Source organism: Burkholderia sp. BCC1047 (genome assembly GCF_902833155.1).
GTDB lineage: Bacteria > Pseudomonadota > Gammaproteobacteria > Burkholderiales > Burkholderiaceae > Burkholderia > Burkholderia sola.
The window spans coordinates 117,458-138,658 of sequence record NZ_CADFEH010000017.1 but is presented as its reverse complement, the minus strand read 5'-3'; the positions used below and the strand labels follow the sequence as shown (position 1 = coordinate 138,658).

21 protein-coding genes are annotated in these 21,201 nt (G+C 66.7%); 7 read left to right on the top strand and 14 right to left on the bottom strand.

Going from position 1 to position 21,201, the window contains the following annotated elements; translation table 11 throughout:
• Positions 1–97 precede the first annotated feature (97 nt).
• The 5 genes from HWX55_RS19015 to HWX55_RS18995 all read right to left on the bottom strand — a co-directional run bounded on the left by HWX55_RS19015 (position 98) and on the right by HWX55_RS18995 (position 5,763).
• Positions 98–1,540, bottom strand: a complete 1,443-nt coding sequence (locus tag HWX55_RS19015; protein ID WP_175976840.1) for an efflux transporter outer membrane subunit — start codon at positions 1,538–1,540, stop codon at positions 98–100.
• An 18-nt stretch (positions 1,541–1,558) separates the two neighbouring features.
• Positions 1,559–3,133, bottom strand: coding sequence for a DHA2 family efflux MFS transporter permease subunit (locus HWX55_RS19010; RefSeq protein ID WP_175976839.1), 1,575 nt, complete (start codon positions 3,131–3,133; stop codon positions 1,559–1,561).
• Positions 3,134–3,146: 13 nt separating this feature from the next.
• Complete coding sequence (locus HWX55_RS19005; protein ID WP_175976838.1) at positions 3,147–4,241, bottom strand: HlyD family secretion protein; 1,095 nt, start codon at positions 4,239–4,241, stop codon at positions 3,147–3,149.
• A 64-nt stretch (positions 4,242–4,305) separates the two neighbouring features.
• On the bottom strand, positions 4,306–4,737 hold the full coding sequence (locus tag HWX55_RS19000) for a MarR family winged helix-turn-helix transcriptional regulator (RefSeq protein ID WP_175976837.1): 432 nt from the start codon (positions 4,735–4,737) through the stop codon (positions 4,306–4,308).
• Between the two features lie 105 nt (positions 4,738–4,842).
• Positions 4,843–5,763 (bottom strand): LysR family transcriptional regulator, encoded by a 921-nt coding sequence (locus tag HWX55_RS18995; protein ID WP_175976836.1) that lies wholly within the window; start codon positions 5,761–5,763, stop codon positions 4,843–4,845.
• A gap of 90 nt (positions 5,764–5,853) precedes the next feature.
• Here HWX55_RS18995 and HWX55_RS18990 point away from each other — a divergent pair, with 90 nt between their 5' ends.
• The 3 genes from HWX55_RS18990 (at position 5,854) to HWX55_RS18980 (ending at position 8,179) form a co-directional block, all read left to right on the top strand.
• Positions 5,854–6,282: a MarR family winged helix-turn-helix transcriptional regulator gene (locus HWX55_RS18990; protein ID WP_175976835.1), complete on the top strand. Its 429-nt coding sequence runs from the start codon at positions 5,854–5,856 to the stop codon at positions 6,280–6,282.
• A 207-nt stretch (positions 6,283–6,489) separates the two neighbouring features.
• A complete protein-coding gene (locus tag HWX55_RS18985; protein WP_175976834.1) occupies positions 6,490–7,737 on the top strand; it encodes an aconitase X in 1,248 nt (415 codons plus the stop codon).
• On the top strand, positions 7,730–8,179 hold the full coding sequence (locus HWX55_RS18980; protein ID WP_175976833.1) for a DUF126 domain-containing protein: 450 nt from the start codon (positions 7,730–7,732) through the stop codon (positions 8,177–8,179). Before HWX55_RS18985 ends, HWX55_RS18980 begins: the two co-directional genes overlap by 8 nt.
• 20 nt (positions 8,180–8,199) lie before the next feature.
• Here the strand turns inward: HWX55_RS18980 and HWX55_RS18975 are convergent, their stop codons facing one another.
• From HWX55_RS18975 to HWX55_RS18965, 3 genes are all read right to left on the bottom strand, one after another.
• A complete protein-coding gene (locus HWX55_RS18975; protein WP_175976832.1) occupies positions 8,200–8,802 on the bottom strand; it encodes a hypothetical protein in 603 nt (200 codons plus the stop codon).
• Entirely contained in the window at positions 8,799–9,344 is a 546-nt protein-coding gene (locus HWX55_RS18970) for a hypothetical protein (protein WP_175976831.1), read from the bottom strand. Before HWX55_RS18970 ends, HWX55_RS18975 begins: the two co-directional genes overlap by 4 nt.
• 80 nt (positions 9,345–9,424) lie before the next feature.
• Complete coding sequence (locus HWX55_RS18965; RefSeq protein WP_175976830.1) at positions 9,425–10,507, bottom strand: AraC family transcriptional regulator; 1,083 nt, start codon at positions 10,505–10,507, stop codon at positions 9,425–9,427.
• A gap of 75 nt (positions 10,508–10,582) precedes the next feature.
• Between HWX55_RS18965 and HWX55_RS18960 the strand changes: the two genes are divergently transcribed.
• Positions 10,583–12,616: an NADPH-dependent 2,4-dienoyl-CoA reductase gene (locus tag HWX55_RS18960; protein WP_175976829.1), complete on the top strand. Its 2,034-nt coding sequence runs from the start codon at positions 10,583–10,585 to the stop codon at positions 12,614–12,616.
• Between the two features lie 197 nt (positions 12,617–12,813).
• Here HWX55_RS18960 and HWX55_RS18955 read toward each other — a convergent pair whose 3' ends face one another.
• Both HWX55_RS18955 and HWX55_RS18950 read right to left on the bottom strand, forming a co-directional pair.
• Positions 12,814–13,218: a DUF2471 family protein gene (locus HWX55_RS18955; protein ID WP_175976828.1), complete on the bottom strand. Its 405-nt coding sequence runs from the start codon at positions 13,216–13,218 to the stop codon at positions 12,814–12,816.
• Between the two features lie 137 nt (positions 13,219–13,355).
• Positions 13,356–14,249, bottom strand: a complete 894-nt coding sequence (locus HWX55_RS18950; RefSeq protein ID WP_175976827.1) for a LysR family transcriptional regulator — start codon at positions 14,247–14,249, stop codon at positions 13,356–13,358.
• Between the two features lie 86 nt (positions 14,250–14,335).
• Here HWX55_RS18950 and HWX55_RS18945 point away from each other — a divergent pair, with 86 nt between their 5' ends.
• The gene (locus tag HWX55_RS18945; RefSeq protein WP_175976826.1) at positions 14,336–15,115 is read left to right on the top strand and encodes an NAD(P)H-dependent oxidoreductase; all 780 of its coding nucleotides are present in this window, start codon (positions 14,336–14,338) and stop codon (positions 15,113–15,115) included.
• A gap of 90 nt (positions 15,116–15,205) precedes the next feature.
• Here the strand turns inward: HWX55_RS18945 and catC are convergent, their stop codons facing one another.
• The 3 genes from catC to HWX55_RS18930 are packed head-to-tail and all read right to left on the bottom strand — an operon-like array spanning position 15,206 to position 17,608.
• Positions 15,206–15,496, bottom strand: coding sequence for a muconolactone Delta-isomerase (catC, locus tag HWX55_RS18940; RefSeq protein WP_050017398.1), 291 nt, complete (start codon positions 15,494–15,496; stop codon positions 15,206–15,208).
• Positions 15,497–15,539: 43 nt separating this feature from the next.
• Entirely contained in the window at positions 15,540–16,442 is a 903-nt protein-coding gene (gene catA, locus HWX55_RS18935; protein ID WP_175976825.1) for a catechol 1,2-dioxygenase, read from the bottom strand.
• Positions 16,443–16,474: 32 nt separating this feature from the next.
• On the bottom strand, positions 16,475–17,608 hold the full coding sequence (locus tag HWX55_RS18930; protein WP_175976824.1) for a muconate/chloromuconate family cycloisomerase: 1,134 nt from the start codon (positions 17,606–17,608) through the stop codon (positions 16,475–16,477).
• A 91-nt stretch (positions 17,609–17,699) separates the two neighbouring features.
• Between HWX55_RS18930 and HWX55_RS18925 the strand changes: the two genes are divergently transcribed.
• A complete protein-coding gene (locus HWX55_RS18925; protein WP_050017395.1) occupies positions 17,700–18,590 on the top strand; it encodes a LysR family transcriptional regulator in 891 nt (296 codons plus the stop codon).
• Positions 18,591–18,737: 147 nt separating this feature from the next.
• On the opposite strand, the gene andR is transcribed toward HWX55_RS18925, so the two are convergent.
• A complete protein-coding gene (andR, locus tag HWX55_RS18920; RefSeq protein ID WP_175976823.1) occupies positions 18,738–19,703 on the bottom strand; it encodes an anthranilate 1,2-dioxygenase regulatory protein AndR in 966 nt (321 codons plus the stop codon).
• Between the two features lie 213 nt (positions 19,704–19,916).
• Here andR and andAc point away from each other — a divergent pair, with 213 nt between their 5' ends.
• Positions 19,917–21,188 carry an anthranilate 1,2-dioxygenase large subunit AndAc gene (gene andAc / locus HWX55_RS18915; RefSeq protein WP_175976822.1) on the top strand — a complete coding sequence of 424 codons (1,272 nt, stop codon included), beginning with the start codon at positions 19,917–19,919 and terminating at the stop codon, positions 21,186–21,188.
• The last annotated feature ends 13 nt before the right edge of the window (positions 21,189–21,201 follow it).

The following is a 21,201-nucleotide window of genomic DNA, read 5'->3' as shown; positions in this document are numbered from 1 at the left end:
GCCGATCCAGCGCTGACCGGGCTGGGGCCGGATGCGTGCCGGACGAGCCGCAGTGGGGTGCGTGTCCGGGCGGCTGACTTCGCATCGGGTGCGGCGCCTAGTTTTTCGCTACGGCCTCGGTTTCCGTCGGCGGCCCGCCCGCCGCATCGTTCCGGCTCCACCCACCCCCAAGCGACCGATACAACGCCACCGCCGCCAGCGCGTGCTCGCGCTTGACCTGATTGAGCGAATCCGAATCGCGTAGATACACTTCCTGCGCCGACAGCACGTCCAGAAAGTCCGTCGCGCCACCCTTATAAAGCTGATTCGCCAACCCGAGCGCTTTATCGGAAGCCGCCAATGCACTATCGAGTCGCCGCGTCGCCTCATCGGCACCGACGAGATTCGCGCGCGCATCCTCGACTTCCCGCAACGCTTGCAGCATCGTCTGCCGCAACCCGAGTTCGGATTCGCGCATCCGGCTTTCGCTCTGCGAGATATCGGCGGTAATCCGTCCCGCGTTGAAGATCGGGCTCGTCGCACTCAGCGCCGCGCTGAACAGGTTATCGGTCAATGTCGGCAACCCGAGATACGAAGCCGCGAGAATCCCGTCCGTCAGGTTCAACGAAAACTTCGGATACCGCTCGGCCTTCGCCACGCCCACTTGTGCCGCACGCCGCTCGACTTGAGCGTAGGCAGTCAGCACATCGGGCCGCCGCAACAATGCTTGCGAAGGCAACGTCCCCGGCGCGCCAATCGGCGGCGCGGGAATCTCGCCGGCCTGCGCCAGCACGAGTCGATCGACCGATTCCGGCGTGCGCCCCGAATATACGGCGATCAGATTCAGCTGATGCGAAATCTGCGCCTGCGTCGGCGGAATCCTGGCTTCGAGCGCATCGAGCTGGTTCTGCGCGCGGGTCACGTCGAGTTCCGTCGACAGCCCGAACGCCTGCCGTTTGCGCGTGAGTTCGAGCGCATGCTGCCGGATCTTCGCGTTGTCCTGCAGGATCTTCAATTCCTGCTGCGCCCAGCGCAGATCGACATACGCGGATGCCGCATCCGCAGCAAGCGCGAGGCGCATCGCATCCTCTGCATGCTTCTGCCCGACCAACTCCGCTTGAGCGGCCAGCAAATCGAGCCGTTCGCCGCCGAACACATCGGGCGACCAGCTCAGCGCGAGCCCCGCACCAGCCTGCCGCACATAACCGAGCGGCGGCGGCGTGTTCTGCCGCGCGTCGGCCGCATGCGCGGTCGCGTCGAGTTCGGGCAGCAGCGCCGCGCGCTTCTGCACGGTCAGCGCCTGCGCCTGCTTCACGCGTTCGGCGGCGGCCTGCAGATCGAGGTTGCCGTCGAGCACGGTCGCGATCAGCCGGTCGAGCACGGGGTCGTGGAATTGCGCCCACCAGGCGGCAGCATCGATGTCCGCGCGCGGCACGTCGGTATCCCATGCGGTGGGCGCAAGCGTCTGAACCGATTCGTTCAACGCTGGATGCTGCGCGGGCTGCACCGCGCACCCGGTGGCGAATGCGCTGACGGCCAGCGCGACGAGTAACTTTTTCATGATGATGATCCGTGGGCCTCAGTGCGCGTCCGGCGGCGGCGCGTTCAACGTAATGGGTTTGGAAAACACGACGGCAAGCAGTGCGACGACGAAGCACAGCGACAGCGCGTAGTACGCATCCGCATAGGTGAGCGTCAGCGCTTCGCGATAGATCAGCCGATGCAGGTTCGCGAGCCCGGCCTGCGCGGTATTCAGCGTATTGCCGGCCACCGATCCCCAGTACGCGGCCTGGCGGTCGAGCAGCGATCCGACCTGCGGTTCCCCGGCGCTCACGTGCTCGTTTAGCCGCAGGTAATGAAAATTCAGCCGGTCGTTGAGCATCGTCGCGCTCACCGCGATACCGATCGCGCCGCCGAGGTTGCGCATCAGGTTGAACAACCCGCTCGCCGATTTCAGTCGCGACTGCGGCAGCGAGCCGAGCGCCATCGTCACGATCGGCGGCACGCTGAACTGCTGGCCGATACCGCGCAGCGCCTGCGGCAGCAGCAGTTCCCGCCAGCCCCAGTCGTGCGTGATCGGCGTGTACAGGTAGCAGCCGAGGCCGAAGCAGATCAGCCCGAACACGAGCAGTGCACGCATGCTGACGTAGCGCGCGGCGAACGCATACGCGCACAGCGCGATCAACTGGAACGCGCCGACCGACAGCAGCGCGATGCCGATCTGCAGCGAGCTGAACGCACGCACCTGCGCGAGAAACAGCGGCGTGAGGAACACGGTCACGAAAATCCCGATGCCGGTCACGAACGACAGCAGGCTGCCGATTCCGAAGTTGCGCACCGCGAGCGCGCGCAGGTCGACGATCGGATCTTTCGCGGTCAGCGCGTGCACGATGAACAGGAAGCCGCAGATGCCGGAGATCCACGCGCAGATCACGATCGCATCGTCGCCGAACCAGTTCTTGCGCGGGCCTTCCTCGAGCACGTATTCGAGGCAGCCGAGGAAGCCCGACATCAGCACGATGCCGAGATAGTCGCCGCGCTTGATGAGGCTGAGATCGGGCGCGTCGATATGCACGTAGCGCGGCACGAGCGCGGCCACCGCGATGCCCGGCACGAGGTTCAGGTAGAACAGCCAGTGCCACGACCATTGGTCGGTGATCCAGCCGCCGATCACGGGGCCGATCGCCGGCGCGAGCGACGCGAGCGCGCCGATGGTCGTCGATGCGATCAGCCGCTGCTTGCCGGGGAACAGCACGAACGCGGTGGTGAACACGGTCGGGATCATCGCGGCGCCGAGCGCGCCCTGCAGGCCGCGGAACAGGATCATCGAGTTGATGTCCCACGCGAGCCCGCACAGCATGCTGGTGATCGTGAAACCGACGGCCGATGCGACGAACAGCCAGCGCGTCGACATCACCTTCGACAGCCAGCCCGACATCGGGATCACGATGATCTCGGCGATCAGGTACGCGGTCTGCACCCACGACAATTCGTCCTGGCTCGCGGACAGCCCGCCGCCGATGTCGCGCAGCGACGATGCGACGATCTGGATGTCGAGCGTCGCCATGAAGAAGCCGACGCACATCAGCGCGAACGCGAACACGCGCTGCCTGGTCGGTTGCGACGCGGGGTCGCCGGAAAACGCGGTGGTCATCGTCGGCTCCCGCTCAGTGCTGGTGGTCGGTATGCACGGTCACGACCGCGGACAGGCCGGGGCGCAGCACGTGCTCGATACCGGGCTGCGGATCGAGATGCACGCGCACGGGCACGCGCTGGACGATTTTCGTGAAGTTGCCGGTCGCGTTCTCGGGCGGCAGCACGCTGAAGGTCGCGCCGGTCGCGGGCGCGAGGCTGTCGACGCGGCCATGCAGGCGCGTGCTCGACGCATCGAGCGCGACGTCGACGCGGTCGCCCGCGCGCATCTTGCGAAGCTGGTCTTCCTTGAAGTTCGCGTCGATCCACAGGCCGGAGGCCGGCACGACGGTCAGCAGCGGCACGCCAACGTTCGCGAGCATCCCGACGCGGCCCGTGCGGTTGCCGACGTAGCCGTCGACCGGCGAATGGATCGTCGTGTATTCGACGTTGAGCGCCGCGACGCGCTGCGCGGCGAGCGCGGTGTTTACGCGAGCCCGCGCATCGGCGAGCTGCGCGCCGAGCACGTCGAGCTGGCGCTTCGACGCGAGCAGCGCGGCGTCGCTGCGTTCGACGGCCGCGCCGGCCTTCGAATAATCGGCGTCCGCGCGCTCGACGATCTGGTTCGATACGGCGTCCGATTTCACGAGCTCGCGGTAGCGGACGCGGTCCGATGCGGCGCGCGTCAGTTCGGCCGACGACGCGTTCTTGTCCGCCGCGTGCTGGCCGATTACCGCGAATTGCAGTTGCTGCTTCGCTTCGAGTTCGGTCACGGCGGAGCGCGCGCTGTCGACTTCGGCGCTGGCCTGCGCGAGCTTCGCGTCGTAGTCGCGCGCATCGAGCTGCACGAGCACGTCGCCGGCCTTCACGCGCTGGTTGTCGGTCACGAGAATCTTGTCGACGAAGCCGTTGACCTTCGGCGCGAGCACCGTCACGTCGCCGCCGACATACGCGTCGTCGGTGCTTTCCTGAAAGCGCAGCACGAACAGCCAGTCTAGCGCGGCGGCCGCGACCACGACGACGACGGCGCCCACCGCGATGCGCATCCACGGCACGCGGCGTCGTTGCTTCGCGGGCCGCTCGGTTGTGGCTGCTTCGCGTGACGAGGCAGCGGCTTGGGTCGTATCCATCGTTTCACCTATGTATATGCACTAATCAAAGCGATCGACGACGTCGTGCCGATCGGGAAAAGGGTTAGCGTTCCGGCAGGTTGTGCGTGATCCGGAACAATTCGTCTCTGAGGCGGGCCGCCTGCGTCGACCCGAAGCGCCGCTCGAACGCTTCCTGTGCGGCGAGCCAGTGCACGTGCGCGTCGGCCACCTTCGTTTCGCCGTGTGTGGTCAGTGCAAACGTCTGACCGCGGCATGGCGGGTCGATCCGCCCCGTCACCAGCGCCGCGCCGACGAGCGGCTTGAGCGCGCGCAGCAGCGCGGTGCGTTCGATCACCAGCACGTTCGACAGCGTCGCCATCGTCAGGCCGGGCCGCTCGCGCAGCAGTGCGAGGATGCTGTACTGCGACGGCGTCACACCCGCCCGCGACAGGTAACGCTCGTAGAACTGCGAGATCCGCCGGGCGGCTTGCCGGACCGCGAAGCAATCGTCATCGGTGAGCGTGGTCTTGTGCATGTGCACATGTTAGGGGGCGGGACGGCGTGAAGCGAGCGGCGGGACAGGATCAGATTGGTGTCGTGGCTGTACCAATCGGCGTCGGAACGGCGCGCTCGCGCCCCGTCACGCCGCCGCCGGAACGCTCCAGCCTTCGCGGTCGCAGTACGCAGCCGTGTAGTCGATGAACGCCTTCACCTTCGCGGGCAGCAGCGAGCGGTTCGCGTACGCGAGCTTGATTTCGACGAACGCATCGACGAGATCGGCGTCTTCCAGCAGCTGCACGAGCGCGCCCGACGCGAGTTGGGCCTCGACGAGCGTTTTCGGGACGACGCCGATGCCGAAGTCGTGCATCACCATTTCGCGGTTGAAGACGGGGCTGTTCGACGAGATGTCGAAGCGGAACGGCACGGTCAGCATGTTGCCGTCGACACGGAACGACAGCGCCGGCCGGCGCAGCGACGGCGAGATCGGCACGAACGGATGATTGGCAAGGTCGGCCGGCGTCTCGGGGCGCGCATGCGCTTGCAGATACGCGGGCGTCGCGACGATCACGACCGGAATGCGCTCGACCAGCCGCACGACGGTCGATTCGCTCGTCAGCATGTACGGCACGACGATGCCGATGTCGTAGCCTTCGCCGACCAGATCGACCGGACGCTCGGTCAGCGTGACGTCGAGGCGCACGTTCGGATGCGCGCGCTTGAAGCCGGCGATCAGCGGCACGAGCCGGTTCAGCGCGGCCGTCGTATGCGCGACGAGGCGCAGCAGCCCTTCGGGCTCGCGCGTATGCGTCTGCGCTTCCACTTCGAGCGCGTCGAGCTCGTCGAGCACGGCCGCGCACCGCTCGTAGATGCGCTCGGCCGTTTCGGTCAGCGACACCTGGCGCGTGGTCCGGTGCAGCAGCCGGCTGCCGAAACGCGCCTCCAGATCCGCGACCGCGCGCGAGACGACCGGCCGCGCGAGGCCGTGCATGTCGGCGGCGCGCGTGAAGCTGCGCATCTCCACCACCGACCGGAAGATGCGCAGCTTGTCGATGTAGTCCATGTCCGTCTCCTTGACGCGATGGCCGGCCATGGCCATGTTACGGCGGAGTGTACATTGACTTTATGCATATGCACATATAGATTCGGAAACATGAACGACATTCCTATTTCCGACGCGTGCAACTGCCTCGCGCTGCGTCAGGCGGCGCGCTTCGTCACGCAACTGTACGAACGCCATCTGGCCCCGGTCGGCGTCACGCCGGCCCAGTTCTCGATCATGGTGAACCTCAAACGCCGGCCCGGCCTGCTGATGAGCGAACTCGCCGATGCGCTCGTGATGGATCGCACGACCCTGCTGCGTGCGCTGAAGCCGCTGCAGCGCGACGGTTTCGTCGCGACGGCGGCGTCCGAGCACGATGCGCGCGCGCATGCGCTCCATCTCACGAAGCTCGGCGAGCGCACGTTCGCGCGGGCGTTGGTCGCGTGGCAGGCCGCGCAGGACGAATTCGACACCCAGTTCGGCCGCGATCGCGCGAAGGCGTTGCGCGCGGAGCTGTTCAGCCTGACGGCGGAACGTTAGGCGAGGCGAGGTGGGCGGTTCGGCGTGGCGATCAACTGGTGCGGAATTCAAGCCATTGATCGCCTCTGTAGCATCCGGTGGAGAGAATTGGTTTTTCTGATATCCGGTTTGATCGAAATCTGGACAGTTTATATTTCCAGTTGTAGAGTCCTCTGACGGAATTCACGAGCCGGCGCGGTCGCCGGTACGCGTCTCGAGGAGCAACCGATGCTGCAGGTGAGTGACCGCGACGACGCAATGTTGCGCGGGGATTTCGGCGACGGCGTCGCCCGCGCGATGCGGATCGTCGCGCGCACCGCGCAAGTGATGTCCGCGCCGCACCTGATCGACATCACGTCTGCCCATATCGACGGCTGTCTGTATCACGGGCAGACGAGCCTCGACTTCGTCGACTATTTCGTCGAGACGGGCGCGAAGGTCGCGGTGCCGACCACCTTGAACGTCGGCTCGCTCGACCTGATCCATCCCGAGCTGTACCACGGCGACCGCACGATCCAGCGCGATGCGCAGCGCCTGATGGACGCGCATGTGCTGCTAGGCTGCGAATCGAGCTTCACGTGCGCGCCGTATCAACTGAAGCATCGTCCCGCGCTGGGCGAGCAGATCGCGTGGGCCGAATCGAATGCGATCGTGTTCGCGAACTCGGTGCTCGGCGCGCGCACGAGCCGCTACGGCGATTTTCTCGACCTGGCCGCCGCGATCACCGGGCGCGCACCGTATGCGGGGCTGCATGTCGACGCGAACCGCGCCGCGCGGATCGTGTTCAACGCGCCGGATTTCACCGGCCTGCCGTCGCGCGACATCTATTTCGCCGCGCTCGGTCTGGCGGTCGGCAAGATCGCGGGCGCGGTCGTGCCGGCGATCGTCGGGCTGCCGGCCGATACCACCGAGGACGAACTCAAGGCGCTCGGCGCGGCCGCCGCATCGAGCGGGGCCGTCGCGCTGTTCCATGCGGTCGGCGTAACGCCCGAGGCGCCGACGCTCGACGCCGCGTTGCACGGCCGCGCCGCGCAGCGCACGATCGATATCGCGATGGCCGACCTCGACGAGATTCGTCGCACGCTGAATCACGGCGCGGCTGGCGACGCGCTCGTCGCGGTCGCGCTCGGCACGCCGCATTTCTCGCTGGCCGAATTCCGCACGCTCGACACGTTGCTCGACGCGTTCGACGGCAAGCCGGCCTGCGATTTCTACGTGAACACGAGCCGCTTCATTCTGTGGGAACTGGAGGAAGCCGGCCTCGCGGAGAAATTCGCGGCGCGCGGCGTGCAGATCGTCGTCGATACCTGCACGTACATCACGCCGGTGATGAAGCGGTTGTCGGGGCTCGTGATGACCAACTCGGGGAAATGGGCGTCGTATGCGCCCGCGAACATCGGCGTGACGGTCGCGTACGGCAGCATGCGCGAATGCGTGCGGTCCGCGTACGAAGGCAAGGTGCGATTCGATGACTGAAGCGATGGGCACATTCTTGACGGGCGACACGCTCGTGCCGGGCAGCGCGTGTGCGCGGCCTTTCGTCCTCGACAAGCCGCTCAGCTTCTGGGGCGGCTACGACTCGGGCGCGGGCAGGATCGTCGATCGCGGGCATCCGCAGGCCGGCGCGAGCCTCGCCGGCAAGGTGATGGTGATGCCGCACGCGAAGGGATCGAGTTCGAGCAGCAGCGTGCTCGCGGAAGCGGTGCGCAACGGCACCGGGCCGGTCGGGATCGTGCTGAAGGAGCGCGACCTGATCATCTCGATCGGCGCGATCGTGGCCGCGGAGCTGTATGCGATCGCGGTGCCGGTGGTGTGCGTGAGCGATGACGTGTATGACGCGATCGTCGCGGCCACGGGTGATGTGCGGATCGAAGCGGGCGAGGGGGACGGCGGCGCGCGGGTTTATATCGGGCGCTGATACACCGAGCGCTCGTCGCGTCAGAGGAAGCGGATGTTTCGCGTCTCCGTGTTCGCGAGCGACAGCGCGTGCTTCGCGGCGTTCATCTCGCGCTTGCCGCCGGGCTGCGTGAGCCGTCGGATTTCGGGCCAAACAATCAGGCCGAACGCGGTGCGCAGGATCGTGCTCAGCACGAACAGGCCGATCACGACTGCGCCGAACCACGCGATCGCGTCGACCATTCCGTCCGTGCTGCGCGCTACCGCGGACATGATGCCGAAGACGAAGGCCAGGGCGATGAGACTGAACAGCATCACGAACCTATCGGTTCGAGCGGCGGCGATTTTCGCGGGGCGCACGAGATAGACGGAGCCGTCGGTCGTGTTGCGGATGCCGTAGACGGCCAGTCGATCCCCGCCTTCGGCATAGGCGACATTCAGCCGGTCACCCGCGACGATGAACAGGCGCTGCGTGCCGTTCGTCCTGAGCACGAGCGGCGTGTCGAATGCATCGAGCTGTAGCGTGATCTCCTCGATGCCTTGTGTGGTCCAGCCGAGGTTGTTGCTCCAGACCTCCGTACTGACGGTCTTCTGGCCGACCGATGTCACGCAACCGGATGCGATTTGCAACGAGCGATCAGTCATGTGGTGCTCCGTTCCATCGTGAAACGGGTGGGCTCGTATTGCCACTTTTGCTGTGCTTCGCGCCGCTGTGGCTTGAAGATGAGGTCGGACAGGCCGGCGAGCGCCAGCAAGCCGCCCAATACGCTGACGATGCTCACGAACAGGGCCAAGGGCACGATGAGCCCCCAGTGCGAGTCGAATGCGGCTGCGCCGATCGCGAGGCTCAGCACCAGCATGCACGACGTCCAGGTGAGCAGCGACACGTTGCGCTGTTTCTGCGCGAGCGCATCGTAAGGCGCAATCGCCACGTCGTTGCTCCTGATCCACGCGATTGCGCGACGGCCACGATCCTCGAAAACGCAGGCGCGCACCGCCATGCCGGGCTTCAATTGATCGATCTGCTTGAATGCTTCCGCGTCGACGTCACCGGCCGCGATGAAGTAGCAGGCGTCCTGCATCGTCACGCGGTAAAGCGGCACTTTTTTGATGTCGGCTTCGATACGGATGAGATTCGTATCGATACGGTCGATCGTCGACTCGATCAGGGTAGTGTGATTGCGCATAGGCAAGACGAGGCACCGGTGTGTCATTGATCATACCGATGAAATTGCGGCCAGGCATCTCGTGCAGATCGCATCCCGCGTCACTCGCGTGCCGCTCTCGCAGCCGCGTCCCGAAACGCACTCGGCGTCTGTCCGGCCCAGCGCCGGAACGCGCGCGTGAAATTCGCCGGGTCGGTGAATTGCAGCCGTTCGGCGATCGTTTTCAGGTCGAGATCCGACGCGGCCAGCAACTGCTTCGCATCACGAAACCGCGCTTCGTCGAGCAATTGCCGATAGCTCGACCCGGCTTCCTCCAGCCGGCGTCGCAGCGTGCGCGTCGACACGAGCAGCGCGTCGGCGAGCATGTCCGGCCCCGGATAATCGCCGGCCGCGCGCGCCAGTTCCGCCCGCACGCGCCCGACCAGATCGCCTTCCTCCTGCCGCACCTGCGCATATTCGCGCTCGACCTGCACGAGCGCCTGCCGGTGCGCGACTTCGTCGGCGAGCGGCAGCGGCCAGTCGAGCACGTCGGGCGCAATCCACAGCGCGTTGGCCGCGCAGCCGAATGCCACCGGCGGCAACTGGTCGCGATAGCGCGCGAAATACGCGGGCTCCGGCCACGCGAATTGCAGCCTGATCGGCGGTGACGTGCGCCCGGACCATTGCGAGATGTTCTGCGCGAGCCCCGTCAGCACGAATTCGAACATCACGTGATGCTGCAGCACGGGGTTCGCCTGCACGCCGTGCAGTTCGAGCGTCGCGCCGCGTTCGTCTTCCGCATAGGTCAGCCGGTACTGGCGGTTGCGCATCCGGAAGTAGCGCTGCGTGACCGATAGCGCGTCGCGGATGTCCCGCGCGGTCAGCGTCGCATAGCCGAGAAAGCCGTGCACGGTTGGTTTCAGCAGCAGCCCGAACGCGAACCCGATGCCTGGATCGCCGCCGATTTCGATCGCGTTGAGCACGAGCCGCCCCCATTGCGACGGCGCGACGCGCGCGTCCGGCTCGGCCAGCACCGCGTCGCGCAGGCCGGTGCCGGCACGCACGGCGGCGAGATTGACACCGCGCGCGGCCAGCGCCTGCAGCAGCAGGCGCGGATAGGCGACCGGAATCGTCGGCCGGCGCAGCCCGAGGCGATCCTTGCGAGACGGGGAAGTCATGTCGATTTGGCCGGAAATGACAAGCATTATGGCTGTTTGCCCCCTCACGTTCAAGGCGGCGCGCGCCTACGATGGCAGGCATCGCTTCTTGGCCGAATCATCATGACGACACCCTTTCCCCACCTGCTCGCACCGCTCGATCTTGGTTTCACGACGCTGAAGAATCGCGTGCTGATGGGCTCGATGCACACCGGCCTCGAGGACAGCCGCAAGACGCTGCCGCGCCTCGCCGAATATTTCGCCGAACGCGCGCGCGGCGGGGTCGGCCTGATCGTGACCGGCGGCTTCGCGCCGAACGTGGCCGGCTGGACCAAGCCGTTCGGCGGCACGCTGATGACGTCGGCCGCCGCGCGCCGGCATCGCGAGATCACGGGCGCCGTGCATGCGGAGGACGGCAAGATCGCACTGCAAATCCTGCATACGGGCCGCTACGGTTATCACCCGTTCGCGGTCGCGCCGTCGAAGATCAAGTCGCCGATCTCGCCGTTCGCACCGCACGAACTGAGCGCGCGCGGCGTCGAGCGGCAGATCCGCGCGTTCGTGCGCTGCGCGACGCTCGCGCGCGAAGCCGGTTACGACGGCGTCGAGATCATGGGCTCCGAGGGCTACCTGATCAACCAGTTCATCTCGATGCATACGAACAAGCGCAGCGACCAGTGGGGCGGGTCGTATGAGAACCGCATCCGCTTGCCGATCGAGATCATCGAGCGCACGCGCGAAGCGGTCGGCCGCGACTTCATCCTGATCTACCGGCTGTCGATGCTCGACCTGATTCCGGACGGCAGCGACTGGAGCGAAACCGTGCAACTCGCGAAGGCGGTCGAGCGCGCGGGCGCGACGATCATCAACACGGGGATCGGCTGGCACGAGGCGCGCGTGCCGACGATCGCGACGTCGGTGCCGCGCGGCGCGTTCGCGTGGGTGACGAAGAAGATGAAGGGCGAGGTCGGCATCCCGCTCGTGACGACCAACCGGATCAACCGGCCCGAAGTGGCCGAGCAGATTCTCGCGGACGGTTGCGCGGACATGGTGTCGATGGCGCGCCCGCTGCTCGCGGATGCCGAGTTCGTCGTCAAGGCCGCGCAGGGGCGGGCCGACGAGATCAACACCTGCATCGGCTGCAACCAGGCGTGCCTCGATCACGCGTTCAAGAACAAGATTGCGTCGTGCCTGCTGAATCCGCGTGCGTGCCACGAGACGGAGCTGAAATACACGCCCGCGCCGCAGCCGAAGCGGATCGCGGTGGTCGGCGCGGGGCCGGCCGGCCTCGCGTGCTCGACCGTGCTCGCGCAGCGCGGCCATCAGGTCGACCTGTTCGACGGCGCGGCCGAGATCGGCGGCCAGTTCAACATGGCGAAGCGGATTCCGGGCAAGGAGGAGTTTCACGAAGCGTTGAGCTACTTCGGCCGGCAGGTCGAGTTGACCGGCGTGAAGCTGCACCTGAACCGCCGCGTCGACGCGAGCGACCTGATCGCGGGCGGCTACGACGAGATCGTGCTGGCAACCGGCGTCGCGCCGCGCGACCCGAAGATTCCGGGGCAGGACGGGCCGAACGTGCTCAGCTATATCGACGTGCTCGCGGGCAAACAGCCGGTCGGCCGGCGGGTCGCGGTGGTGGGCGCGGGCGGGATCGGCTTCGATGTCGCCGAATATCTGGTGCAGGACGGCGAATCGCCGGCACTCGACCTGGACGAATGGAAGGCCGAGTGGGGCGTGACCGACCCGGCCGCCACGCGCGGCGGCGTGACGCGTGCGCAGGTGTCGGCGCCGGCGCGGGAAGTGACGCTGTTGCAGCGCAAGGCCGCGCCGCTCGGCAAGGGGCTCGGCAAGACGACCGGCTGGATTCACCGTGCGACGCTGAAGATGAAGCAGGTGAAGATGATCGGCGGCGTGAACTACGAGCGGATCGACGCGCGCGGGCTGCATGTGTCGTACGGCGAGCAGCGCACCGATCACGAACTGATCGAAGCCGATACGATCGTGCTCTGCACGGGGCAGGAGCCGCAGCGCGCGTTGCTCGCGCCGCTGCAGGCCGCCGGGCGCTCGGTGCACCTGATCGGCGGCGCGGAACTGGCCGCGGAACTCGATGCGAAGCGTGCGATCGATCAGGGCGCGCGACTGGCGGCGCGGCTGTAACGGGCGGCCGCTGCGACGGCCATTCGGAACGTTCGTCGCGTCGCGATAATCGGCTTGAGCGATGGTTCGCGGCTCGCCGCCTGATGCGCCGATTCGCTGGTGCAGGACTGCAACGAGCCGCAGCGTCGACCGCGCCACCACCCAACGTGGCGGCGCGAGCCCGGCAGGCCGTGACCGCGGCGATCGGCCGGCGCGGCTCAGGCCGCTTCGGCCCGCTCTTCCTCTTCCGCTTCGAGCATCGCCTTGACGATCAGGTAGATGGCCGGCAGGTCATCATCGTCGCGGCGCCAGTCGACCGGCTCCTCGACATCCGCGGCGACCAGCCGGCTGCCGCGCAGCCGGATGAACGCGTCGACGACGGCTGGATCGTTGCGGTTCAGGAACCCGGGATTCGAGAACGCCAGCTCTTCGACGTTCAGCAGCGCCTGCCAGCTCATCGTGCGGACGGCCGCCGGATGCGTGCGGCGCCGCAGGCCGAGCGCTCGCTGCGCGGGGCCGCCCGCGACACGCTGTAGATCGACGACCGCACGCTGTGCGGCGCGCTCGAAGTGGACGGGATTGAAGCCGGGTTGCTCGGGATCGAATGCGGATGACTGGAACATGGTCGCCTCACTAAAGACCGTCTCGGGGTGACGGAATTCGGGTCAAATGACGCAGAAACACTGTAAATATATACAGTGATTGGTGGACTTTCAAGCCCCCGATGACAGTAAATGTCAGCCGCGTCGCGACCGGCGTGTCAGACCGCCGCCGCGATCGTCTCCCGCAACCATCGATGCGCCGGATCGCGATGCACGCGCTCGTGCCACAGCATCGACATTTCATAGCCGGGTACCTCGACCGGCGCGTCCACCACGCGCAGCGCGGGCACGTCGCGCACCAGCCGCTCGGGCAGCATCGCGACGAGATCCGTGCTCGCGACCGCCGACATCACGAACAGGAAGTGCGGCACCGACAGCACGACGCGCCGCGCGGCCCCGACCTTCGCGAGTACTTCGTCCGTCACGCCGAAGAAGCCGCCGCCGTCGGGCGACACGATCACGTGCTCGAGCATGTTGAACTGCGCGAGCGTGGGGCGCCGCTTCAGCTTCGGGTGATCGGCGCGGCCGATCAGCACGTAACGCTCGACGAACAGCGGCAGGCGCCGCATGCCGGGCGGCGACGCTTCGGTCATGTGGAAGACCAGGTCGATGCCGTTTCGTTCGGTATCCTGCTCGATACGCGGCGGCACGAGCTCGAGGACGGCCAGCCGCGTGCCGGGCGCGGTCGAACGCAGCGTGCGCAGCGCGGGCAGCACGATTGTCGATTCGCCGTAGTCGGTCGCGGCCACGCGCCACGTGTTCGTCGCGGTCGCGGGATCGAACGGCGTGGCCGGGATCACCGCGCGCTCGACTGCTTCGAGCGCGTCGCGCAACGGCTCGCGCAGCGCTTCCGCGCGTGCGGTCGGCCGCATCCCGCGCGGCCCCGGCAGCAGCAGCGGATCGCCGAATACGTCGCGCAGTTTCTGCAACTGCACGCTGACCGACGGCTGCGACATGTTCAGCTTCTCGGCCGCGCGCGTGACGTTGTGCTCGGCGAGCAGCACGTCCAGCGTGACGAGCAGGTTCAGATCGAGCCTTCTGAGATTATTCATGGCTATAGCTGAAATATCAGGAATTCATTTCAAATATACCGTCGAAGGCGGCATCCTGCAGTCATTCAATCCACGGAGTGACGAACATGAATGTGCTGATCGTGTATGCCCATCCGGAACCGCGTTCGCTGAACGGCGCGCTGCGCGACTTCGCCGTCGCGCATCTCGAGGCGGCCGGCCACGCTGTGCAGGTGAGCGACCTGTATGCGATGAACTGGAAGGCGGTGCTGGATGAGAACGACGTGACCGATCGCGCGCCCGACGCACGCTTCGATCCCGCGCTCGACTCGAAGCGCGCGTTCGCGGAAGGTACGCAGCGCGAAGACATCGCGCGCGAGCAGGACAAGCTGAAGTGGGCCGACGCGGTGATCCTGCAGTTTCCGCTGTGGTGGTTCTCGATGCCGGCGATCATGAAGGGCTGGTTCGAGCGCGTGTATGCGTACGGTTTTGCGTACGGCGTCGGCGAGCATTCCGATACGCACTGGGGCGACCGCTACGGCGAAGGTTCGCTGGCCGGCAAGCGGGCGATGATCGTCGTCACGACGGGCGGGTGGGAACCGCACTACAGCCCGCGCGGCATCAACGGGCCGATCGACGACTTGCTGTTCCCGATCCAGCACGGCGTGCTGTATTACCCGGGGTTCGACGTGCTGCCGCCGTTCGTGATCTACCGGACGGGCAAGATGAACGGCGCGCGTTTCGACGAAACGTGTTCAGCGCTCGGCCAGCGTCTCGACGAGCTGTGGACCACGCCGCCGATTCCGTTCCGCCGGCAGAACGCGGGCGACTACGAGATTCCGGCGCTGACGTTGAAGGACGAGATCGCGCCGGGGAAGGTGGGGTTTGCTGCGCATCTGGCCGCCTGACGGTTCCTGCGCACGTTGATGCAGGAGGCCGACCGGGTCGTGCATCTCGTGGCATCGCGGCCGTGGGTCACGGCCGCGATGTATCGTTGCTTACCGATCGTCTTCCCGCACCGAAGACGGATGCCGGCACAGCGCCCGCACCTCCATCTCCATATACGGAAACAGCGGCAGCTGACTCAGCACGTCATGCAACTGCTGCACGCTTTCGACGTCGAAGATGCTGACGTTCGCATACTGCCCGGCGATTCGCCACAGATGACGCCACGTGCCTTCGTTCATCAGCCGCTGGCACATCGCCTTCTCTTCGGCCTTCAGCGTGGCCGCCTTGACCGGATCCATGTCCGCCGGCAGGCGAACGGTCATTTCCACATGAAACAGCATCCTGCACTCCTTGCGTTGTCGATTCGTCGAACGGGAAGGGCGCTCACGCCTGCGCGCGGGCCCGCTCGACTTCGCTGCCCGGCACGTCCTGCTTGTCCTTGACCAGCGAGAAGTCGAAGTCGATCAGCGCGAACTGCCCGTCGACGCCGTACGGCTTGCCTTCCGCGCCCTCCGCCTGCTTGACCGGCGGGATCAGCCCGTCGCGTGTCGCGAACGCGAAGTCGTCCCACAGATGCGGATCGCCATCGATGTTGATCTGCGTCGTCAGCTTACGATAACCGTCCGCGGAAACGAAGAAGTGAATGTGCGCCGGACGATGGCCGTGACGGCCGAGCTGGTCGAGCAACTGCTCGGTCTTGCTGCCCGGCGGCACGCTGTAGCCGACCGGCAGCACGCTGCGGAAGCTGTAGCGGCCTTCGGCATCGGTGCGGATCGAGCGGCGCAGGTTGAACGCGGGTTGCGACGCGTCGAAGTACGAGTAATTGCCCAGATGGTTCGCATGCCACACCTCGACCAGCGCGTTCGCGAGCGGCGCGCCGTCCTGGCCGAGCACCCGGCCGCGCATGATCAGCGTCTGGCCCGGATCGGTGCCGTCGTCGAGACGCGCGTGGCCGACCGATTCCGGCGCACCGGCGACATACAGCGGCCCTTCGATCGTACGCGGCGTGCCGCCCTGGATGCCGGCCTTCGCCTCGGCTTCGTCCATCCGCACGTCGAGGAAGCGCTCGAGACCGAGGCCCGCGGCGATCAGCCCGAATTCGCGGCCGGCTTCGTTCAGGAAGTTGAGCGCGGTCCAGAACTCGCTCGGCTGCACGTCGAAGTCCTCGATCGTGTAGCAGAGGTCCTTCACGATCCGGTTGACGATCGCGCGCACGCGCGGGTTGCCGGGCTTCTCGGCGGCGTCGTCGAAGGTCTTCAGCAGGGCGTCGATGGCTTGCTTGTTCATCTGTGTCTCCGGTTTCGGTTGTCGTGTGGGGATCAGCGGGCGTCGCGTCGCATCCGTTCGATGCGGGCCCAGTCGAAGGTAATGCCGAGGCCGGGCGTCGCCGGCAGATGCAGCTTGAAATCCTGGTAGCGCAGCGGCTCGACGAGGATCTCCTCGGTGAGCAGCAGCGGGCCGAACAGTTCGGTGCCCCATTTCAGCGAGTCGAACGTGCTGAACAGTTGCGCGGACGCCATCGTGCCGGCCGCGCCTTCGAGCATCGTGCCGCCGTACAGGTCGATGCCGGCCGCCGCCGCGATCGACGCGACGCTCGCCGCGCCCTGCAGGCCGCCCGATTGCGCGATCTTCACCGCGAACACGTCGGCCGCGCGATCCTGCGCGAGCGCGAATGCATCGACGGGGCCGTGCAGCGCCTCGTCGGCCATGATCGGCACCTGTGCGAGTCGCGTGAGGCGTTTGAGCCCCGCGCGGTTGGTCGCGGCGATCGGCTGCTCGACGAGGCTCACGCCGGCTTCCGCCAACCGCGCGCCGGCCCAGATCGCATCGGTCTCGCTCCAGGCCTGATTCACGTCGACCCGCACGTCGCCGCGCTCGCCGAGCGCGCGCTTGATCGCGACCACGTGCGCCACGTCGTCGGCGACGGCGTTCGAGCCGATCTTCAGCTTGAACGCGCGATGGCGGCGGGCGTCGAGCATCGCTTCGGCTTCCGCGATGTCGCGCTGCGTGTCGCCGCTCGCGAGCGTCCATGCGACGTCGACCGCGTCGGTCCGGCGTCCGCCGAACAGTTCGGACAGCGGCACGCCGAGACGCTGCGCCTGCGCGTCGAACAGCGCGGTCTCGATCGCGCACTTCGCGAAGCGGTTGCCCTGGAACAGCTTGCGCGCCCGCGCCATCGCGGCGCCCGGACGCGTCGCGTCCATGCCTTGCAGCAGCGGCGCGAAGTAGGTATCGATATTGACCTTGATGCTTTCGGGGCTCTCCTCGCCGTACGCGAGGCCGCCGATGGTCGTCGCCTCGCCGACGCCTTCGATACCGTCCGTGCATCGAATTCGGATCAGCACGAGCGTCTGGCAATTCATCGTCGCGACCGACAATTTGTGGGGCCGGATCGTCGGCACGTCGACGAGCAACGTCTCGATGCGTTCGATAGTGGCGGCAGTTGCTATCATGCGATTCCTCCTGTTGGTGCACATGGTAGGAATTCCCGCCCCGCGTCGTCCAACACTCTTTCCGACTACTTCCATACCTTCGAGGCATGAAATGGAATTGCGCCAGCTCCGTTACTTCATCGCCGTCGCCGAGGAAATGAACATCACGCGGGCCGCGGAGCGCCTGCACATGACGCAGCCGCCGCTGAGCCGCCAGCTCCAGGCGATCGAGGAAGAGATCGGATTGCCGCTGTTCGAGCGCGGCGCGCGGCCGCTGAAACTGACCGATGCCGGGCGCGTGTTCTATGCGCAGGCGAAACGTCTGGTCGATCAGGCCGACGAACTGGGGCCGCTGACGCGGCGGCTCGCGCAGTCGTCGGAGCGGATCGTGATCGGATTCGTGCCGTCGGCGCTGTACGGCGCGCTGCCGGACGTGATCCGTGCGTTTCGCGAGGCGCAGCCGGACGTCGAGCTGTCGCTGATCGAAATGTTCACGCTCGAACAGCTCGGCGCGCTGAAGGGCGGGCGGATCGACGTGGGATTCGGCCGCCTGCGCTTCGACGACGACCAACTGGTGCGCGAGGCGCTGATCGAGGAAAAGCTGATCGCGGCGCTGCCGGTCGGGCATCGGCTCGCCGATCCGGCCCGGCCGCTGACGCTCGCGGATCTCGCGAACGAGACGATGATCGTCTACCCGAGCACGCCGCGGCCGAGCTTCGCCGATCAGCAGTTGTCGGCGTTGCGCGACGGCGCGGTCGTGCCGGCGGCCGTGCACGAGGTGCGCGAGCTGCAGACGGCGCTCGGGCTCGTCGCCGCGCAGGTGGGCGTGTCGCTGGTGCCGGAGAGCGTGGAGGGCGTACGCGTGAAGGGCGTCGTCTATCGGCGCTTGCCGGAGCCGGGCGCGACGTCGCCGATCATCATGAGCCGCCGGTTGCACGGCGAAAGCGCGGCGACGGCCGCGTTCTGCGCGATCGCGCGGGAGATGATCGTGCCGGCGGCGTGACGTCATGAGCTGCAACTAACGGTCGATCCCGGGCGTGCAGCCGAATTCCGACAGAGCGGTGCGACGAGATGCCGTTGCGGCACGGTCAAAGCCGGCGAGTAAGCCGCCGCGTGGTGAAGGTGGTGCGCAAGCGCAGCGGGACGACCGTCACGCCTGACGCTGCGCGTCGAGCGTCTCCGACGGCGACTCGCCGAACCTTTCCCGATACGCGATCGCGAACCGCCCGAGATGGGTAAACCCGCAATCGAGCGCGATATCGGCGATCCGCCGGTCGGCTGCCGCGCCGCGCAGCAGTTCGCGCGCGTGCGCGAGCCGCGTCGCACGCAGGTATTGCATCGGGCTCATCCCGCGGAATTGCAGGAACGCGTCGCGCAGCGTCCGTTCGGGCACGTTGGCGGCCTGGACGATATCGGCAAGCTGCAGCGGCTGCGCATAGTGCGCATCGACGAATTCCTGCGCGCGCCGCACGAAGCCCGGCGCCGGGTCGCGGTGCGACGCCTGCAGCACGGACGGCGGATGGCCTTCGATCAGCAGGTCGATCAGCAGATGCTCGAGCTGCGACGCGACACGCGGGTTCGCGTTCGCGCGTTCGAGCAGCTCGGGCGACCGCGCGACGAGCATCAGCTGCTGGCGCCACGCGGCGAGCGCGGCGTCGCTGACGTGCAGCACGGGGTCGAGCGTCGCGCGCGGGTCGCCGGTCAGCGCGCCGACGGTCGCCGCGTCGATGCGCAGCACGAACTGCTCGCAATCGGCCGACAGCACCGCGTCGAAGCGCTCGCCGGGCGCGCACAGCACGCCGGTCTGCCCGTCGACGCCGAGCTGCCGCCCCATCGCGCGCACTTCGGCCTGGCCGGACAGGCAGAACATCAGCAGGTAATAGCCGTCGACGGCGTCGACCTGCACGCGCATCGCGTCGCCGAACGCGATCGTGCCGATCCCGAGCCCGCCCAGCCGGACGAAATCCATGTGCGACGCGCCCCGTACGCGCCCGCTCGGCAGCAGCGCGTGCGGCTGCATCACGCGCGAGATCCGCTCGCGCGTCTCGTCGAGATCGCGGGATTCGAACAGCCGGTGCGCGCGCAGCGCGAGCGGCTCGAACGACGTTGGGGACATGGGCCTCAGCCTTGGTATGGACGACGCGCGCTTCGATCCGACGAATGGGTCGCGATCGCGCGCCGGGTCGCGCGTGCCGTCATGCTAGCGCAGAAATCCGCCGAAAGTGGATATTGCGCCGCCGCAATCGCACTTTCCGGATAGACGCCGAATATTAGCTTTTCAAAAATCGGCTCCATGCATTCAACGCAACGGAACCCCAAGGAGTCCGACATGGAGCAGACAGAATCGCCCGTCGTTTTCACCGCGCGCGGCGACGCATCCGACGTGAGCTTCCCGCACGACGACGGCTCGCGCGTGCCGTACAAGGTGTTCAGCTCGCGGGCCGTCTACGATCGCGAGCAGGAGCGCATCTTCCGCGGGCCGACGTGGAATTTCGTCGCGCTCGAAGCCGAAATCCCGAACGCCGGCGACTTCAAGAGCACGTTCGTCGGCGACACGCCGGTGGTCGTCACGCGCACCGAGGACGGCGCGCTGTCCGCGTGGGTGAATCGCTGCGCGCACCGCGGCGCGCAGGTGTGCCGCAAGTCGCGCGGCAACGCGAGCTCGCACACGTGCGTGTATCACCAGTGGAGCTTCGATAACCAGGGCAACCTGCTCGGCGTGCCGTTCCGGCGCGGCCAGAAGGGGATGACCGGGATGCCGGCCGATTTCGATCCGAAGCAGCACGGGCTGAGCAAGCTGCGCGTCGACAGCTATCGCGGGCTCGTGTTCGCGACCTTCAGCGATGAAGTCGCGCCGCTGCCCGAGTATCTCGGCGAGCAGATGCGCCCGTGGATCGACCGGATCTTCCACAAGCCGATCGAGTATCTCGGCTGCACGCGCCAGTATTCGAAGTCGAACTGGAAGCTGTACATGGAGAACGTGAAGGACCCGTATCACGCGAGCATGCTGCATCTGTTCCATACGACCTTCAACATCTTCCGCGTCGGGATGAAGGCGCGCTCGATTCCGGATGCGAATCACGGGCTGCACAGCATCATCACGGTGACGAAGACGGGCGACGATACGTCGGCTGCGTACAAGCAGCAGAACATTCGCTCGTTCGACGAGGGCTTCCATCTGGAGGACGAATCGATCCTCGATCTCGTATCGGAATACGACGAGGACTGCACGAACCATATCCAGCCGATCTTCCCGCAGCTCGTGATCCAGCAGATCCACAACACGCTGGTTGCGCGGCAGATTTTGCCCAAAGGCCCCGACAACTTCGAGCTGATCTTCCACTTCTTCGGCTACGCGGACGACACGCCCGAGCTGCGTGCGCTGCGCATCAAGCAGGCGAATCTCGTCGGGCCGGCCGGCTACATCTCGATGGAGGACACCGAAGCGACCGAGCTCGTGCAGCGCGGCACGGTGCGCGACGCCGATGCGACGTCGGTGATCGAGATGTCGCGCGGCAATCCGGACCAGCAGGACACGGTGATCACCGAGAGCCTGATCCGCAAGTTCTGGGTCGGCTACCAGAAGCTGATGGGCTATTGACGCGGGAGCAAAA